Below are 13693 nucleotides of genomic sequence, written 5' to 3'. Positions count from 1 at the left end.
CGCGGGGGCCACCAGTTGATCGTGAACCGGTCACAGCGCGACCGTCCCGGCTCGCGGCCCGGTCAGCTGTCGAAGCCGAGCCCCAGACGGTCCATCGTCCGCAGCCACAGATTGCGGTGCCCGCCATTGGCGTCCGCCCTGGCCAGGGACCTCTTCGTGAGTTCGATCCCGGCCCAGGCGAACGGCTCCGGCGGGAACGGCATCGGCTTGGTGCGCACCATCTCCAGACCGGTCCGCTCGGTCCTTTCACCGGACAGCAGGTCGAGCATCACATCGGCGCCGAACCGCGTTGCTCCGACACCGAGCCCGGTGAATCCGGCGGCGTAGGCGACCCGCCCCTGATGGGCCGTACCGAAGAAGGCGGAGAAGCGGGAACAGGTGTCGATCGCGCCGCCCCAGGCATGGCTGAAACGCACCCCGGCCAACTGCGGGAAGCAGTCGAAGAACTGACCCGCGAGCTTGAGGAACGTCTCCGGCCGCTGGTCGAGATCGGCGCTCAGCCGGCCACCGTACGGATAGATCGCGTCATAGCCGCCCCACAGGATCCGGTTGTCCGCGGAGAGCCGGAAGTAGTGGAACTGGTTGGCGCTGTCGCCCAGCCCCTGCCGGTTCTTCCAGCCGATGGAGGAGAGCTGCTCGGCGGTGAGCGGTTCGGTCATCAGCGCGTAGTCATAGACCGGGACGGTGTACGGACGCACCCGCTTGACCAGGGACGGGAAGATGTTCGTGCCGAGGGCGACCCGCCGGGCGAGGACCTTCCCGTACGGCGTCCGGACCGCCATCCCGGTGGCGGTCCTGGCCAGTTCGAGGCCCCGGGTGTGCTCGTACACCCGTACGCCCAGATCGAGGCAGGCCTGCTTCAGCCCCCAGGCGAGCTTGGCGGGGTGCAGCATGGCGACCCCGCGCCGGTCCCAGAGCCCACCCAGGAATGTCGGTGAGTCGACCTCCGCGCGCAGTGCGTCCTGATCGAGGAATTCCACTCCGGTGAAGCCGAGTTCCTCCGCTTCCCGGTGCCATTCCCGGAGTTCTTCGAGCTGGTGGGGTTCCGTGGCGACATCGATCTCGCCGGTGCGCTCGAATTCGCAGTCGATGGAGTAGCGGGCGACAGCCGCCTCGATGGCGTCGAGGTTCTGCTCGCCCAGCTCCTCCAGCTTCTTGATCTCGTCCGGCCAGCGTTCCAGGCCGTTGGGAAGGCCATGGGTGAGGGAGGCGGCGCAGAATCCGCCGTTGCGGCCCGAGGCGGCCCAGCCCACCTCGTGCCCCTCGATCAGTACGACGTCCCGTTCCGGGTCGCGTTCCTTGGCGATCAGTGCGGTCCACAGTCCGCTGTAGCCACCGCCGATGACGAGCAGATCGCAGTGCTCGTCGCCGGTCAGGGCGGCCAGCGCCTCGGGCTTGCCGGGGTCGTCCAGCCAGAACGAGACCGGCCGGGCGTCGGAAAGTGATTGTGCAGCAGTACGCATGGCAGCTGGGGCCATGGTTTCCAACTCCTTCAGGACTTCAGGGTCGTGCGCTGTTCTTTCGCCGGTTCGCGATCAGCTGGCCGGCGACAACCACCGTGACGGCGATGATGAACATCGCCGTGCCGATGACGTTGATCTGCACGGGTGTGCCGCGCTGTGCCGAACCCCAGACGAACATGGGGAAGGTCACGGTCGAGCCCGCGTTGAAATTGGTGATGATGAAATCGTCGAAGGAGAGCGCGAAGGCGAGCAGCGCTCCCGCGGCGATTCCGGGGGCGGCGATCGGCAGGGTCACCCGCAGGAACGTCTGCACGGGTCCCGCGTACAGATCGCGGGCCGCCTCCTCCAGCCTCGGGTCCATCGACATCACGCGCGCCTTGACCGCCGTCACGACGAAACTCAGGCAGAACATGATGTGCGCGATGAGGACCGTCCAGAAGCCGAGCTGCGCACCCATGTTGAGGAAGAGCGTGAGCAGCGAGGCAGCCATGACGACCTCGGGCATCGCCATCGGCAGGAAGATCAGTGAGTTGATCGCGCCGCGCGCCCGGAAGCGGTAGCGGACCAGCGCGAAGGCGATCATCGTGCCGAGCGCGGTCGCGCCGATGGTCGCCCAGGTGGCGATCTGGAGGGAGAGCGAGAGCGAGCCGCACATGTCGGCGACGCCGCAGGGGTCCTTCCAGGCATCCAGTGAGAAGCGCTGCCAGGCGTAGTTGAAGCGCCCGTTCGGCTTGTTGAAGGAGAACATCATGACGACGATGTTCGGCAGGATCATGTACCCGAGGGTCAGCAGACCCGCGATGGCGATCAGATGGCGGCGGAGCCAGCGCAGTACGGACATCAGACCAGGTCCTCCGTCCCGGAGCGGCGGATGTAGACGGTGACCATCAGCAGGACGACCGCCATGAGAATGAAGGAGAGCGCGGCCGCCATCGGGTAGTCGAGGACGCGCAGGAACTGGGTCTGGATGACGCTGCCGACCATCTTGGTGTCGGTGGAGCCCAGCAGTTCCGCGTTGACGTAGTCACCGCTGGCCGGGATGAAGGTCAGCAGTGTGCCGGAGACGACGCCCGGCATGGAGAGCGGGAACGTCACCTTGCGGAAGGTGGTGGCGGGGGTGGCGTACAGGTCGCCGGCCGCCTCGTGCAGCCTGCCGTCGATCCGCTCCAGCGAGGTGTAGAGCGGCAGGATCATGAACGGCAGGAAGTTGTACGTCAGACCGCAGACCACCGCCATCGGCGTGGCCAGCACCCGGTTGCTCTCGGTCCAGCCGAGCCAGCTGGTGACGTCCAGGACGTGCAGGGTGTTCAGCACGTCGACGACCGCGCCGCCGTCCGCGAGGATCGTCTTCCAGGCGAGCGTACGGATCAGGAAGCTGGTGAAGAACGGTGCGATGACCAGCACCAGCACCACGTTGCGCCAGCGGCCCGCCTTGAACGCGATGAGATACGCGAGCGGGTAGCCGAGGAGCAGGCACAGGATCGTCGCGGTGCCCGCGTACAGCAGGGACCGGATGAACTGCGGGTAGTACTCGGACAGCGCGTCCCAGTAGGTCTGGAAGTGCCAGGTGACCTCGAACCCCTTCTCCAGGGATCCGGTCTGCACGGAGGTCGACGCCTGGTAGACCATCGGCAGCGCGAAGAAGACGACGAGCCACAGGATGCCGGGGAGCAGCAGCCAGTACGGGATGAGCCGCTTGCGGGTGGAGGCCTTGCGTACGGGGAGTTCGGCGGGGTCCACGGACGGCGCGGGCGGCGCTTCGGTGACGGTCACGTCGCGTCCTCCACCGTCTCCACGCCGGCGTCGCCCATCGTCCCCGCAAGCATGGACTGGGCCGCGTCGAGGCCGAAGGTGTGCGCGGGGTTCCAGTGCAGGACGACCTCGGCTCCCGAGGTGAGCCGGGTGTCGCGCTCGATGTTCTGCTCGTACACCTGAAGTGCCTTGCCGGCCGGGCTCTCCACCACGTACTGCGTGGAGACGCCGATGAAGCTGGAGTCGATGATCCGGCCGGTGACCCGGTTGCGTCCGGCGGCTATGGAGTCCGCGTCGTCGGCGTGGGCGAGGGAGATCTTCTCCGGACGGACGCCGAGCAGCAGCCTGCCACCGCGTGCGGTGGGGGTCTGACACCGCCCGGCGGGCAGCCGCAGCGTCATGCCGCCCGCGCCGACCAGGATGTCCTCGCCGGACTCGGTGACCTCACCCTCGATGAGGTTGGAGGTGCCGAGGAAGTTGGCGACGAAGGTCGTCTTCGGGTTCTCGTACAGATCGGCGGGGGCGCCGAGCTGTTCGACGCGACCCGCGTTCATCACCGCGACGGTGTCGGCCATGGTCATGGCCTCCTCCTGGTCGTGGGTGACATGGATGAACGTGATGCCGACCTCGGTCTGGATGCGCTTGAGCTCCAGCTGCATCTGGCGACGCAGCTTGAGGTCGAGGGCGCCGAGCGGCTCGTCGAGCAGAAGCACCTGCGGATGGTTGATCAGGGCGCGGGCGACGGCGACGCGCTGCTGCTGGCCGCCGGAGAGCTGGTGCGGCTTGCGCTTCGCGAAGTCGCCGAGCTGGACGAGGTCCAGCATGTCGTCGACCTGCTTCTTGACCGACTTGATGCCGCGCCGGCGCAGACCGAAGGCGACGTTCTCGGTGATGTCGAGGTGCGGGAAGAGCGCATAGCTCTGGAAGACGGTGTTGACGGGCCGCTTGTACGGAGGCAGGTCGGTGATGTCCCGGCCGCCCAGCGAGATGGTGCCGGTGGTGGCCTCCTCCAGCCCCGCGATCATCCGCAGGGTGGTGGTCTTGCCGCAGCCGGACGCCCCGAGCAGGGCGAAGAAGGAACCCTGCGGAACGGTCAGATCGAGCGGCTGGACGGCTTTGAAGGAGCCGTACGTCTTGCTGATCCCGGTGAGGCGGACGTCGCCGCCTTCTGTCTGCTGCTGTGTCATGGGTCGCAGTCCCAGTGGTGTCAGGGGGAGATCGGGGAGGAAGGGCGGGCGGTCAGGCACCGATGAGCTTGGCGAACTTCTCTTCGTACGCCGTCTCTTCCTTGGAGGTCAGCGAGCGGAAGGCGTGCGATCTGGCCGCCATCTGCTTGTCGGGAAGGATCAGGACGTTGTCGGCCATCGACTGGTCGATCTTCGCCAGTTCGTCGCGGACTCCGTCGACCGGACAGACGAAGTTGATGTACGCGGCGAGCTGGGCGGCGACCGACGGTTCGTAGTAGTAGTCGATGAGCTTCTCGGCGTTGGTCTTGTGCCGGGCCTTCACCGGGACGAGCAGGTTGTCGCTGGAAATGATGTAACCGGCGGCCGGGATGGCGTACTTGATGTCCGGGTTTCCGGCCTGGAGCTGGATGATGTCGCCCGCCCAGGCGACGCAGGCGGCGATGTCGCCCTTGTCGAGGTCGGCCGTGTAGTCGTTGCCGGTGAAGCGCCGGATCTGGTTCTTGTCGACGCCCTTCTGGAGCCGGCCGATCGCGGCGTCGTAGTCGGCGTCGGTGAAGGTACCGGGGTCCTTGCCCATGTCGAGCAGGGTCATGCCGATGGAGTCGCGCATCTCCGAGAGGAAGCTGACCCGTCCCTTGAGCTTCGGGTCGTCGAGCAGCTGGCTGACGGAATCGACTTTGCGGCCTCCGGTCGCCTTGGAGTTGTAGGCGATGACGGTGGGAATGCCCGCCCACGGGTACGAGTAGGCGCGGCCGGGGTCCCAGTCGGGGGAGCGGAACTGGGCCGAGAGGTTGGCGTAGGCGTGCGGCAGGTTCGACGCGTCGAGCTTCTGCGCCCAGCCGAGGCGGACGATGCGGGCGGCCAGCCAGTCGGTGACGTTGATGATGTCGCGGCCGGTGTCCTGGCCGGCCGCGAGCTGCGGCTTGATCTTGCCGAAGAACTCGACGTTGTCGTTGATGTCCTCGGTGTACTTGACCTTGATCCCGGTGCGTTTCGTGAACGCCTCCAGGGTGGGCCGGTGCTTGCCGTCGTCGGTGACGTCCATGTACTCGGTCCAGTTGGAGAAGTTGACCTGCTTCTCCTTGGCCGAGTGGTCGTCGGAGGCCGCCGCTGCGTCCCCTTCCCGCTTCGCGGGCGGGATGCCGCACGCGCTCAGCGTGCCCAGGCCGCCGAGCGCGAGCGCGCCCATGCCGGAGGCGCGCAGCAACGAACGGCGGGTGAGGGCACCCCTGCCGCTGGTAAGACTGCGCCGCATCGCTGCCAGTTGGGCCGCGGAGAGGTGCTCCGGCTCGTACTGTTCCATGCGCGTTGCCCTTTCGGGTGGGTGTGGCCGTTGTCCGGCCTGGCTATCGGTCCCCGAAGATCGTGCGGTGCCAGTCCTTCCGGGCGACCGCGGTGTTGTCGTACATCACGTGCTTGACCTGTGTGTACTCCTCGAATGAGTACACCGACATGTCCTTGCCGAAGCCGCTGGCCTTGTATCCGCCGTGCGGCATCTCGCTGATGATCGGGATGTGGTCGTTGATCCAGACGCAGCCCGCCTTGATCTCGCGGGTGGCGCGGCCCGCCCGGTACAGGTCGCGGCTCCAGGCGGAGGCGGCAAGTCCGTACGGAGTGTCGTTGGCGAGGGCGATGCCCTCGTCGTCGGTGTCGAAGGGCAGCACGACCAGGACCGGGCCGAAGATCTCCGACTGGACGATCTCGCTGTCCTGGGCGGCGCCCGCGACGAGCGTCGGCCGGTAGTAGGCGCCGTCCGCCAGGTCACCGCCGGGGGCCTCGCCGCCGGTGACGACGGTGGCGTACGCACGGGCGCGCTCGACGAAGCCGGCGACCCGGTCCCGCTGGGCGTGGCTGATCAGCGGGCCGAGGTCGGTCGACGGGTCGAAGGGGTCGCCGAGCCGGACGGTCTCCATCAGCTCGGCGACGCCCTGCACGAAGGCGTCGTAGAGCGGCCGCTGGACGTAGGCGCGGGTGGCGGCGGTGCAGTCCTGGCCGGTGTTGATGAGCGCTCCGGCGACCGCACCGTTGACGGCGGCCTCCAGGTCGGCGTCGTCGAAGACCAGGAAGGGGGCCTTGCCGCCGAGTTCGAGGTGGAGACGCTTGACGGTGGCGGTGGCGATCTCCGCGACCCGCTTGCCGACGGCGGTGGAGCCGGTGAAGGAGGTCATCACGACGTCCGGGTGGCCGACGAGATGTTCGCCGGCGTCCTTGCCCGCGCCGGTGACGATGTTGATCACGCCGTCCGGGATGCCTGCCTCGGTGGCCGCCTGGGCGAACATCAGCGAGGTCAGCGGGGTGATCTCGGCGGGCTTCAGCACGATCGTGTTGCCCGCCGCGACCGCCGGGAGGACCTTCCAGGCGGCCATCTGGAGCGGATAGTTCCAGGGGGCGATCGAGCCGACGACGCCGATGGCCTCGCGGCGTACGTACGAGGTGTGGTCGCCGTCGTACTCCCCGGCGGACTTGCCCTCCAGGTGGCGGGCGGCGCCCGCGAAGAAGGAGGTGTTGTCGACGGTGCCTGGCACGTCGAACTCGGTGGAGAGCTTGATGGGCTTGCCGCACTGGAGCGACTCGGCGTACGCGAAGTCGTCGGCCTGCTCCGCGAGGACGGCGGCGAACCGGTGCATCGCCTCGGACCGCTCGGCCGGGGTGGCGCCCGACCAACCGGGGAACGCCTCGCGGGCGGCCGCGACGGCCGCGTCGACATCGGCGGTGCCCGCCAGTTCGTAGGTGTAGACGGTCTCGCCCGTAGCCGGGTTCACGACGTCGTGGCTGCGTCCCGATGTGCCGGAGCGCAGCTTTCCGCCGATGTACTGCGCGCCGGCCGCGAAGCGGTCCCGCACGTGGAAGCCGTTGCCCATGACACTCTCCTCCGCCGCTTTCCCCGTGAACCAGGAGCGGCGTAGCTTCTGCTCGATTTGAGTGCCGATCCTGACAGAGGAGACCGAGCCCAACAAGTGATTCCGTTGTTGCCTTTTGGTTACGCGACGAAATCTGTCGACCATGTGTCGCGTCGCTGCGGAAATCCACGTACGGAGTGTCAGTGGCGAATGCCACACTCGCATGTCATGGAACATCTGAACGAGCTGGTGGCGCGGACCCGTCGCGGGGAGAAAGTGAAATACCTGCCGTTCTGGGGACACCGCCCTCGACCGGACGGGCGGATCGGCGCGAGCTGCCTCAGCCAGTGGTGGCCTTCGCCGTTCACGGTCGACGGGGTGACGTACGCGTCGGCCGAGCACTGGATGATGGCCGGCAAGGCGCGGCTCTTCGGCGACGCGGAGGCGGAGCGCCGCGCACTGTCCGCGAGCAGCCCCGCAGCGGCGAAGAAGGCGGGCCGACTGGTCCGCGCCTTCGACGACACGGCGTGGGAGCGGGAGCGGTTCGCCCTGGTGGTGGCCGGCAGCGTCCACAAGTTCGGCCAGGACGCCGGGCTGCGCCAGTTCCTGCTGAACACCGGGGACCGGGTGCTGGTCGAGGCGAGCCCACTGGACAGGATCTGGGGCATCGGGCTGGCGGCGGACGACCCGCGGGCGGAGGATCCGGCGCGCTGGCGGGGGCTGAATCTGCTGGGGTTCGCCCTGATGGAGGCGCGGGCGCGGCTGCGCGCCGTGCCCGACGCGACATGAAAAGGCCCGCCGGGCGGTCGGGGTTCTCCCCACCGCCCCGCGGGCCGTGCTCTGTACAGCGGCTTTCCCGCCTCTATCGCGCGCCGTCCACGACCAGGGACGTTCCGTACGTGTCGTCGTACGGGTAGCTGTCCTCGTTGTTGAAGTCGTGGGTCACGCCCCAGATCAGGAAGCCCAGGAACGCTCCGCTGATCACGATGCCGAGCGAGCCCAGGATGATTCCGGCCAGCGCGACGCCGCCGTTGTTCGCCTCACCCCGGTTGACCCGGCCACGGCCTATGAGACCGAAGATCAGCGCGAGGACGCCGAGGATGACCCCGAGCCCCCACATGCAGAAGCCGACCACGGCGACGATGCCGAGCACCATCGACGCGATACCGAGCCCGTTCGCGGGCGCCGGTCCGCCCCAGGGCGCCTGGCCGTAGCCGGGGTATCCCGGGTAACCGCCGTACTGCGGAACGGGTGCGGCCGGGTATCCGTACTGTCCCGCCGGAGGGACCTGCTGCCCGGGACCGTTCGGCGCGATCGGCGGCGGTGGTACGTCCCCGGGCAGCGGCCCGGTCCCCGGTGCGGCAAAGGGGCCGGTCCCCGGTGCGGCGCCGAACCCCGCCGTGGGCGCCGGGCCCGTACCCGCGGCCGGCATCGAGGTGACCGTCTGCTGGTCGTGCACAGCGGGCGGGCGCGGGTCACCGGTCTGCTTCTCCAGCGGCACCCTGTTGTCCGGCGGAGCCCACGGATCGCGTGGCGCAGCCCCGTCCGCGGGCTGCTCTGTGTTCTCTGACATGGGCCTCCCCCATCGTGGTCCCGTCATGCTACGGCCCGCCCGCACCACCACTCCTCCGGCCTACGATGATCCCCGTCCCACACCGGGCCGTCCCGTGCCCGGACCGCTCCACGTCCTGCCCCGGAGGATCCGATGACCGATCTGCACCCCTTCATCGCGGGGCTGCCCAAGGCCGAACTGCATGTCCACCATGTCGGATCCGCCTCGCCCCGCATCGTCGCCGAGCTGGCCGCCCACCACCCGGACTCCAAGGTCCCCACCGACCCCGAGGCGCTGGCCGACTACTTCTCCTTCACCGACTTCGGCCACTTCATCGACGTCTATCTCTCCGTCGTGGACCTGGTCCGCACCCCGGAGGACGTCCGGCTGCTGACCTTCGAGGTCGCCCGTGACATGGCCCGCCAGAACATCCGGTACGCGGAACTGACCGTCACCCCGTTCAGCTCGACCCGGCGCGGCATCCCGGAGCAGGGCTTCATGGAGGCCATCGAGGACGCCCGCAAGGCCGCCGAGTCCGAGCTCGGCGTCGTCCTGCGCTGGACCTTCGACATCCCCGGAGAGGCCGGGCTGGAAGCCGCCGCGGAGACCACCCGGCTCGCGGTGGACCTGCGGCCGGAGGGGCTCGTCGCGTTCGGGCTCGGCGGTCCGGAGATCGGCGTGCCGCGCCCGCAGTTCAAGCCCTACTTCGACCGGGCGATCGCCGAAGGGCTGCACTCCGTTCCGCACGCCGGGGAGACCACGGGCCCGCAAACGATCTGGGACGCCCTCACCGAGCTGCGCGCCGAGCGCATCGGCCATGGCACCAGCGCCACCCGGGACCGCAGGCTCCTCGACCACCTCGCCGAGCACCGGATCGCACTGGAGGTCTGCCCGACCTCGAACATCGCGACCCGCGCCGTGGCCGATCTCGACCTGCACCCGGTCAAGGAGATGGTGGACGCCGGAGTCCTGGTCACGATCAACAGCGACGACCCGCCGATGTTCGGCACCGACCTCAACAACGAGTACGGGGTGGCGGCCCGCCTCCTCGGTCTGGACGAGCAAGGCCTTGCCACGCTCGCGAAGAACTCAGTGGAGGCCTCGTACCTCGACCCGGCCGGCAAGCGGACGCTGGCCGCCGAGATCGACACGTACACGGCGGACTGGCTGCAGCGCATGGGCCGGTGACCGCCGGTGGCGACAATGTCCGCATGGCCACCCCTGTCACCGCCGTAGCTCACCGCGGCGATCCGTACCGTGTCCGCGAGAACACCCTCCCCTCGATCCGCTCCGCCATCGAACGGGGGGCGGACGCGGTCGAGATCGACGTCCGGATCACCCGCGACGGGGTGCCGGTCCTGCTGCACGACGCCACGCTGGAGCGGCTGTGGGGCCACGAGCGCAGACTGGACCGGCTCACCCACCAGGAGCTCACCGAACTGACCGCGGGCGGTGTGCCCACCCTGCGCGAGGCGCTGCTCGCCACCGGGGCGCACCGCCTCATGCTCGATCTGCCCGGCTCCACCGACGAGTCGGTACGGAAGACCGTCGGCGTGGTCCGCGAGTGCGGGGCCGTGGAGCGTACGTACTACTGCGCGGGCCCCGAGGCCATGCTGCGGGTGCGCGCCGCGGACCCGTCCGCCGAGATCGCCCTGACCTGGACGACACTCGCCCCGCCGCGCGCCGCCCTGCTGGATGTGGTGAGGCCGCGCTGGCTGAACTACCGGTTCGGACTGGTGAGCCCCGAACTGACGGACCGTATCCACCGGGACGGGCTGCTGGTCTCCGCCTGGACGGCCGACACCAAGCGCACCATGCGCCGTCTGATCGGGCACGGCGTCGACGCCATCACCACCAACCGGGTCGACGCCCTGCACGGTCTGCTCGCCAACTCCTCGTCGCTGAGCTTTCTTGATCGATCCGGCATCATGGACGGTGCCTCACCGCCGTAAGGGAGTCAGGTGCCCGAGGAGCAGATGTGAGCGATCCGCACAGCAGCCCCCGTCCCACCCGAGTCCGTTCCGACATCGCGCACAACGCCCGGGTCTGGAACCACTGGCCGGGCGGCAAGGACAACTACCCCGTGGACCGCGCGGTCGGCGACCGGGTCACCTCCATGTACCCGAGCATCGGTGAAGTGGCCCGCGCCGACCGGGCGTTCCTGGGACGGGTGGTCCGGCATCTGGCGGGCGACGTGGAGGCCGGACAGTTCCTGGACATAGGCACAGGCCTGCCGACCGCCGACAACACCCATGAGGTCGCCCAGCACACCGCGCCCGCCGCCCGCATCGTCTACGTCGACAACGACCCGATCGTGCCGACACACGCCCGCGCGCTGATCATCAGCTCACCGGAGGGTGCGACCGAGTACATCGAGGCGGACGCCCCCAACCCGGAAGAGATCCTGCGGGGCATCGAACCGGTACTCGACCTGAAGAAGCCGGTCGCGCGGCGAAGCCGGCCGAGTTCCGCCGGGACGCGGCAGCATTACCTCAACATCAACTACACCGCGGCCGGACTGTTGATCGAGAAGGTGACGGGCCACACGTACGAGAGCGAGGTGGGCCGCCGCATCCTCCGCCCGCTGTGACTGCACGGCACGTCGTTCCCCGGCAGCGACCCGCGCATCCACGGACCGCACGACCACGGCTGCCGGACGATGACATCGGCGGACGGCTCCACCGGGCTGCGCGACGTCAGCGTCTGGGGCGCTACCGACGCCTGGGCGGCGGGCGACATCATCTCGACCACCGCCGACCTGGAACGCTTCGTCACGGCCCTGTTCCGCGGTCGGGTGGTGCGCGGCCCGTTGCTGGAGGAGATGTTCACGCTGCCCGACCCCTCGGTGCGCGACCACCTGACGGGCGGGCCTGCCGCGTACAGCGCGGGGCTGACCTCCTGGGAGCTGGGCGGTCACCGGGTCTGGGGCAAGACCGGTGGCCGCCGGGGCTACAACACGGGGATCGGAGCCTCCAGGGATCTCTCCCGCACCGCGGTCTACAGCGTCAATTCCACGGACGCGAAAGGTGCGGGTACGAACGATGTGGTGAGGGGGCTGATCGTCGCGGCGTTCGGCCGTCCGTCGGAGAGCTGAGTCAGGCGGCCGCGGCGGACGCCGGATCCGCCACCGGGTCCGGTGTCTGCGACAGGCTCTCCAGCCGCTTGATCATCCGACGGACGACGAGCAGCGGAAGCACCCCGAAAACACCGAACGACATGTCGATGACCGACCACCAGAACGGAATGCCCCGGATCGGTCCGCAGATCAGCGCGAGCGGGATGATCCCGGCGCAGGCGATCATGCCGAACTCGACGACCCAGATGTTGCGGACGGGGTCGCGGTACGGACCGTAGAACGCGACCGCGATCACGAGATGGGCGAAGGCCAGCCAGTCGGTGCCGTACAGCACGAAGGGGTACCTCGCGTCGGCCTCGTCGAGGCCGGTCCGGACCCGGGTGATCCACTCCATGAGGGCTGGGAAGTGTTCGGGCACGGGAGAGGCCGAGGACCTCAGCAGATCCTCGGCCCAGTGGAGTTCATGGACGAGCGGGAAGGCGGTCAGTCCGCTCAACACCAGACAGACGATAAAGACGACCAACCACACGCGTATGCGCCTCAGCAGGGCTCTTCGCTCGCTCATGTCCGCAGCGTACGCCCGTGTTTACGTGCCCTTCACGGCACCCCGGGGCGCTGTCACAACCCGACGATGGAGTTCCACTTCTTCGCGAACCCGGTGCGCTCCTCGGACGTGATGTCGCGGGCGATCGCCAGCCGCTTGCGCATCGCCTCGTCGGGGAAGATCAGCGGTTCCTCGGCAAGCGCGGCGGTCTCCTCGTCCTTGGAGGAGGCCAGCACCTCGCGGGCGGCGGGGACGGGGCAGACGTAGTTGACCCAGGTCGCCAACGCCGCGGCGACCTCGGGGTCGTAGTAGTGGTCGATGAGCTTCTCGGCGTTGCGCTTGTGGCGGGCGAGGTTGGGGATCATGAGGGACTCCGCCCAGAGTTCGGCACCCTCCTCGGGCACCACGAACTCGATCTCCGGGTTGTCGGCCTGGAGCTGGATGACATCGCCGGAGTAGGCCTGGCAGGCGAGTACATCGCCGGTCGACAGGTCCTTGATGTAGTCGTTGCCGGTGAAGCGGCGGATGTGCTTCTTCTTCACCAGCTTCTCCACCTGGTCACACACCTCGTAGAAGTCCTCGCGCTTCCAGCGGGTGACATCGACGCCGTTGCCCTGCATCAGAAGGGCCAAGGCCTCGTCGAGCCCGGACAGCAGTGTCACCTTGCCGCTCAGGTCGTCCGCCCACAGATCGCTCAGGCTCCTGATCTCGCGGCCGAGCTTCCTGCGGTTGTACGCGATGCCGGTGATCCCGGACTGCCAGGGGACGCTGTGCGTCCGGCCCTTGTCGAAGGCGGGTGAACGCAACTGCGGATCGAGGTACTTGGCCACGTTGGGCTGCTTGGCCCGGTCCATCTCCTGCACCCAGCCGAGCCGTACGAACCGGGCGGCCATCCAGTCGCTGACGACGATCAGGTCCCGGCCGGTCTCCTGATGGTTCATCAGCGCCGGACTGATCTTCCCGAAGAACTCGTCGTTGTCGTTGATCTCCTCGGTGTATGTGACGGAGATCCCTGTCCGCTTGCCGAACGCGTCGAGGGTGGGCCGCTTCGACGCGTTCTTGTCGTCGGCGTCGATGTAGAGGGGCCAGTTGGCGAAGTGCAGCGTGTGATCGCTGCCGGAGTAGTCGCGTCCGGCGCGGTCACCGGGCTGCACATAGGCGGCGGGCACTCCGCAGCCGGCCAGCGTGACACCGGCCGCTCCCGCCCCGAAGGCGCGCAGCAGGGACCGGCGGGACATGGGGTTGTTCGGGATCGCTCGCACCTGCGCAGGATGCCGGG

12 protein-coding genes and 2 pseudogenes are annotated in these 13693 nt (G+C 68.6%); 5 read left to right on the top strand and 9 right to left on the bottom strand.

Annotated features, from left to right (window positions below; genetic code table 11):
* Positions 1–62: 62 nt before the first annotated feature.
* The 6 genes from AB0I23_RS02820 to AB0I23_RS02795 are packed head-to-tail and all read right to left on the bottom strand — an operon-like array spanning position 63 to position 7263.
* Positions 63–1478 carry an NAD(P)/FAD-dependent oxidoreductase gene (locus AB0I23_RS02820; RefSeq protein WP_359106187.1) on the bottom strand — a complete coding sequence of 472 codons (1416 nt, stop codon included), beginning with the start codon at positions 1476–1478 and terminating at the stop codon, positions 63–65.
* Positions 1479–1500: 22 nt separating this feature from the next.
* Positions 1501–2304 (bottom strand): ABC transporter permease, encoded by an 804-nt coding sequence (locus AB0I23_RS02815; protein WP_359106185.1) that lies wholly within the window; start codon positions 2302–2304, stop codon positions 1501–1503.
* Positions 2304–3236 carry an ABC transporter permease gene (locus tag AB0I23_RS02810; RefSeq protein WP_359106183.1) on the bottom strand — a complete coding sequence of 311 codons (933 nt, stop codon included), beginning with the start codon at positions 3234–3236 and terminating at the stop codon, positions 2304–2306. The genes AB0I23_RS02815 and AB0I23_RS02810 overlap by 1 nt, the downstream gene beginning before the upstream one ends.
* Positions 3233–4402, bottom strand: coding sequence for an ABC transporter ATP-binding protein (locus AB0I23_RS02805; RefSeq protein ID WP_359106181.1), 1170 nt, complete (start codon positions 4400–4402; stop codon positions 3233–3235). The genes AB0I23_RS02810 and AB0I23_RS02805 overlap by 4 nt, the downstream gene beginning before the upstream one ends.
* 52 nt (positions 4403–4454) lie before the next feature.
* The gene (locus AB0I23_RS02800; RefSeq protein WP_359106179.1) at positions 4455–5705 is read right to left on the bottom strand and encodes an ABC transporter substrate-binding protein; all 1251 of its coding nucleotides are present in this window, start codon (positions 5703–5705) and stop codon (positions 4455–4457) included.
* Between the two features lie 43 nt (positions 5706–5748).
* The gene (locus AB0I23_RS02795) at positions 5749–7263 is read right to left on the bottom strand and encodes a gamma-aminobutyraldehyde dehydrogenase (RefSeq protein WP_359106177.1); all 1515 of its coding nucleotides are present in this window, start codon (positions 7261–7263) and stop codon (positions 5749–5751) included.
* A 207-nt stretch (positions 7264–7470) separates the two neighbouring features.
* On the opposite strand from AB0I23_RS02795, the gene AB0I23_RS02790 reads away from it, so the two are divergent.
* Positions 7471–8031 carry an NADAR family protein gene (locus tag AB0I23_RS02790; protein ID WP_359106175.1) on the top strand — a complete coding sequence of 187 codons (561 nt, stop codon included), beginning with the start codon at positions 7471–7473 and terminating at the stop codon, positions 8029–8031.
* A gap of 73 nt (positions 8032–8104) precedes the next feature.
* Here the strand turns inward: AB0I23_RS02790 and AB0I23_RS02785 are convergent, their stop codons facing one another.
* Complete coding sequence (locus AB0I23_RS02785) at positions 8105–8815, bottom strand: DUF4190 domain-containing protein (protein ID WP_359106173.1); 711 nt, start codon at positions 8813–8815, stop codon at positions 8105–8107.
* 132 nt (positions 8816–8947) lie between these two features.
* On the opposite strand from AB0I23_RS02785, the gene AB0I23_RS02780 reads away from it, so the two are divergent.
* The 4 genes and pseudogenes from AB0I23_RS02780 to AB0I23_RS02765 all read left to right on the top strand — a co-directional run bounded on the left by AB0I23_RS02780 (position 8948) and on the right by AB0I23_RS02765 (position 11888).
* Positions 8948–9982 (top strand): adenosine deaminase, encoded by a 1035-nt coding sequence (locus tag AB0I23_RS02780; RefSeq protein WP_359106172.1) that lies wholly within the window; start codon positions 8948–8950, stop codon positions 9980–9982.
* 23 nt (positions 9983–10005) lie between these two features.
* Positions 10006–10746, top strand: coding sequence for a glycerophosphodiester phosphodiesterase (locus AB0I23_RS02775; RefSeq protein ID WP_359106170.1), 741 nt, complete (start codon positions 10006–10008; stop codon positions 10744–10746).
* A gap of 26 nt (positions 10747–10772) precedes the next feature.
* Positions 10773–11243 (top strand): annotated as a pseudogene (locus tag AB0I23_RS02770) (SAM-dependent methyltransferase); the annotation flags it as partial.
* A pseudogene (locus AB0I23_RS02765) lies at positions 11226–11888 on the top strand (serine hydrolase domain-containing protein). The pseudogenes AB0I23_RS02770 and AB0I23_RS02765, both read left to right, overlap by 18 nt.
* Before the next feature lies 1 nt (position 11889).
* Here AB0I23_RS02765 and AB0I23_RS02760 read toward each other — a convergent pair.
* Both AB0I23_RS02760 and AB0I23_RS02755 read right to left on the bottom strand, forming a co-directional pair.
* Complete coding sequence (locus AB0I23_RS02760) at positions 11890–12435, bottom strand: hypothetical protein (RefSeq protein WP_359106168.1); 546 nt, start codon at positions 12433–12435, stop codon at positions 11890–11892.
* A gap of 53 nt (positions 12436–12488) precedes the next feature.
* The gene (locus AB0I23_RS02755) at positions 12489–13652 is read right to left on the bottom strand and encodes an ABC transporter substrate-binding protein (RefSeq protein ID WP_359106263.1); all 1164 of its coding nucleotides are present in this window, start codon (positions 13650–13652) and stop codon (positions 12489–12491) included.
* Positions 13653–13693: the final 41 nt, after the last annotated feature.

It is taken from the genome of Streptomyces atratus (assembly GCF_040655115.1).
GTDB lineage: Bacteria > Actinomycetota > Actinomycetes > Streptomycetales > Streptomycetaceae > Streptomyces > Streptomyces atratus_D.
This window is presented reverse-complemented; position numbering and strand designations above follow the sequence as displayed.

Excerpts from the sequence above, each read along its gene's own strand:
- AB0I23_RS02820 (WP_359106187.1), bottom strand. The coding sequence starts at position 1,478 with ATGGCCCCAGCTGCCATGCGTACTGCTGCACAATCACTTTCCGACGCC.
- AB0I23_RS02815 (WP_359106185.1), bottom strand. The coding sequence starts at position 2,304 with ATGTCCGTACTGCGCTGGCTCCGCCGCCATCTGATCGCCATCGCGGGT.
- AB0I23_RS02805 (WP_359106181.1), bottom strand. The coding sequence starts at position 4,402 with ATGACACAGCAGCAGACAGAAGGCGGCGACGTCCGCCTCACCGGGATC.
- AB0I23_RS02800 (WP_359106179.1), bottom strand. The coding sequence starts at position 5,705 with ATGGAACAGTACGAGCCGGAGCACCTCTCCGCGGCCCAACTGGCAGCG.
- AB0I23_RS02795 (WP_359106177.1), bottom strand. The coding sequence starts at position 7,263 with ATGGGCAACGGCTTCCACGTGCGGGACCGCTTCGCGGCCGGCGCGCAG.
- AB0I23_RS02790 (WP_359106175.1), top strand. The coding sequence starts at position 7,471 with ATGGAACATCTGAACGAGCTGGTGGCGCGGACCCGTCGCGGGGAGAAA.
- AB0I23_RS02785 (WP_359106173.1), bottom strand. The coding sequence starts at position 8,815 with ATGTCAGAGAACACAGAGCAGCCCGCGGACGGGGCTGCGCCACGCGAT.
- AB0I23_RS02780 (WP_359106172.1), top strand. The coding sequence starts at position 8,948 with ATGACCGATCTGCACCCCTTCATCGCGGGGCTGCCCAAGGCCGAACTG.
- AB0I23_RS02775 (WP_359106170.1), top strand. The coding sequence starts at position 10,006 with ATGGCCACCCCTGTCACCGCCGTAGCTCACCGCGGCGATCCGTACCGT.
- AB0I23_RS02760 (WP_359106168.1), bottom strand. The coding sequence starts at position 12,435 with ATGAGCGAGCGAAGAGCCCTGCTGAGGCGCATACGCGTGTGGTTGGTC.
- AB0I23_RS02755 (WP_359106263.1), bottom strand. The coding sequence starts at position 13,652 with ATGTCCCGCCGGTCCCTGCTGCGCGCCTTCGGGGCGGGAGCGGCCGGT.